Origin of the sequence: Mesorhizobium sp. M0317, from assembly GCF_040321555.1 — a bacterium.
In the GTDB taxonomy this organism is placed as follows: domain Bacteria; phylum Pseudomonadota; class Alphaproteobacteria; order Rhizobiales; family Rhizobiaceae; genus Mesorhizobium.
This window is the reverse complement of the sequence record NZ_JAMYRV010000093.1, coordinates 1-2,625: the sequence shown is the minus strand read 5'-3', so window position 1 is coordinate 2,625 and position 2,625 is coordinate 1. Positions and strand designations below refer to the sequence as shown.

Below are 2,625 nucleotides of genomic sequence, written 5' to 3'. Positions count from 1 at the left end.
GTCAGGCCGAGTGCCCGCAATGCGGCTGCGGCGACCTCCGGTGACGGATCGCCAGCCGCGCGAGCAAAGAACTCACCAAACCGGAAGCCGCCGTTGCGAGCAAGCGCATCGATTGCCGCCGCCCTGATAAAAGGCACCGCGTCCTCACGGCTGCCGTAATCCTCAAGCTCGTCGAACCGCTTTGACGGAAAGCGCCTGAAAAGCTCGATCACGCGCCGTGAGCGCTGCCCCGCCACGCCGATCTTGCGTAGCGTTATGACCAGCGGCGGCAGGGCGCCGATATCGCACAGCGCAATCGCGACGGCGATCCTGACCTCGCGCGACCGGTCGCGATCGAGCGCCGAAAGCAGGTTTGCCACCGCGTCCTCCGAACGCAGCGCGGCCAGCATCTCGGCCGCGTGGATGCGTTCGGCGCCGTTGCCTTTCAAGCTGGGTGCCCACAAGGGTCGGCAGGCCACATTCGTTGAAGGCTGAAAGCAGCTCGTCGTGCTCCTCGCCGCGCAGCAGCGAGATAAACTCGAAGCCGGCATCGATCGCCACCCTTGCCGGCACCGCAAGCAGCGCTGTCTTCAATGCCTCGCGATCGCGATTTTCGGTGAAGGCGATCAGCGCCGTTAGAAGAAGGCGCCGCTGATCGGCGCCCTCCGTCCCCCGGCGCTCGTGCAGCACCCGGCGCCCGATCAGCAGAAGCATGATCACCAGGGAAAGGGCACTGAGCAGGATGGACAGGTACCAGACGTACAACATGATCAGAACCGCGCAGTCAGGCCGAGCCCGAATGTGGTTAGGTCGAATGTCGGGCGCTGCTCATGGGCGAGGCTACTGCGCAGCGTCAGCGGGTCGGAAACGTCCCAGGAGATGCCCCCAAAGACGGTACGCGTAGGCACCAGCGTGCCGTCGGAGATCTCGGGGGCATCCCCAAAACCACCAAAAACATTGACGCTAGGGGTAACTGCAAGATCGACTCGCAGGACATAACCATCGGCGCGCGTGCCAATGTCGTCGGCTGCGTGGACCCAACGTGCCGAAAGCCCGAGCCGGCCATCCAGGACATAGGCCTGCACCCAGGGCGAGATGGTGGTGATCTCGGTGTTGGCAAAATGGTCATAACGGGTATCGACGTTAAGCGAGAACGGGCCAAACGCTTTGGCGGGCGCGAGGATCTGCCATGAAGCGCCGGCTCCGATCGAGTAGCGCGCGAGGAAATCGGCATCCGGCGTCGCAGCCACCAGCGCATGCGCTGAAACAGTGGGCGAGAAAGCCTGGTCGATGCGGCCCTCGATCTGGAAGTCGGTGTGGCCGAAGCGGGTCGCCACCCGGGTGCGGCCCGAAATTGTCGTTTGCGCGCTGAGCCGATATGCTAGGCCAGCCGAACTGTCGGTCCAGCCACCAAGCCCCTCGGTGAGATCGCTCACTTCGCTGCCCAGATCGAGCCGCCATTTGCGTGGCGGCGGCGCGGCGAGCCTCTGCTCGACATCGCGCGAGCCGGGTTCGAGGGCAAGCGCCTGGCGGTAGGCGGCTCGCGCGCCAGCATCGTCGCCACGCGCTCGGCGCAGATCGCCGATCCCCACAAGCGCCTCAGCGTTGCGCGGATCGACCGCCAACACCCGCAGAAACGATTGCTCGGCCCGCGTGTCATCCTGCTCCAGCATGGAAATCCGCGCATCGAGAGCGATCAGTTCGGTATTGTCACGTTCAGCGCCAAGCACATCACCGATCATTGTGCGGGCTCGCGGCACGTCGTTCTGCCAGATCGCCAGACGGACCTTGCCTAAACGGGCGTCGAGAAGTCCGGGCCTGATGGCCAGCGCCCGGTCGAAAAAATTCCCGGCTTCGTCAAATTTCTGTTGGGATCCAGCCACGAGACCCATGGCGACCAGGATGTCGGTGTTTTTCGGCGCCAGCCGCAGCGCTCGGCGGTAGGCGTTCTGCGCCTCGGGCAATTGTCCCGCCGCCCGCAATCTCTGGCCCTTCTCCATCAGGCCGGCGACGGGATCCGGCCGCGGCGGACGCAGCCTCTTTCTCACGGTCGCAGGCTTCGCTTTGCTGCTGCCGGCTTGCTGGGCCTTGTGGATGCTGGCGACAAGCGTACTCGCATCGGCATTGTCGGGCTGGGCACGCGAGACTTTTTCGGCCAGCGGCAGGGCAGTGTCCAGATTGCCCGACCGGAACTCGACCTGAGCCATGCCGAAGCTGGCATCCAGATATTCCGGCGCAATCGCAAGCGCCTTGGAAAACGCTTCACGCGCCGCCGGCAGATTGTTGCGGCCAAGTTCGGTGAAGCCAAGTTGCACCACGGCGTCGGCATTGTCCGGCTTGAGCGCCAGCGCACGCCTAAGCAGCTGCGCCGCCTCGTCGAAATGCTGGGCCTGCCTGGCCTTCACGCCGGAGGCGTACAGTTCCTCGACCGTCTGGGCCAGCGTCGCGGCGGGCACTGCCGCAACCGCCAGGAAGACGCATGCTGCAACCGTGGCGCACCGGCCGCGCCTCATCAGCGCTTCCCGCTCTTCCGCGCCAAGAGACGCGCAAGCCGGGCCAGGAGTTCCTCGGGAATGAAGGGTTTCACAAGGTAGTCGTCGGCCCCCTTCTCAAGAGCGGAGACGATGTCTTTTTCGCCCTTGCGGG

General features: G+C 64.9%; 1 protein-coding gene and 1 pseudogene. Both read right to left on the bottom strand.

Annotated elements, in window-relative coordinates; all coding sequences use genetic code 11:
- Positions 1–389 (bottom strand): annotated as a pseudogene (locus NKI88_RS31600) (HEAT repeat domain-containing protein); the annotation flags it as partial.
- Between the two features lie 360 nt (positions 390–749).
- Entirely contained in the window at positions 750–2,492 is a 1,743-nt protein-coding gene (locus tag NKI88_RS31595; protein WP_023817026.1) for a YaiO family outer membrane beta-barrel protein, read from the bottom strand.
- Positions 2,493–2,625 lie beyond the last annotated feature (133 nt).

Excerpts from the sequence above, each read along its gene's own strand:
- NKI88_RS31595 (WP_023817026.1), bottom strand. The coding sequence starts at position 2,492 with ATGAGGCGCGGCCGGTGCGCCACGGTTGCAGCATGCGTCTTCCTGGCG.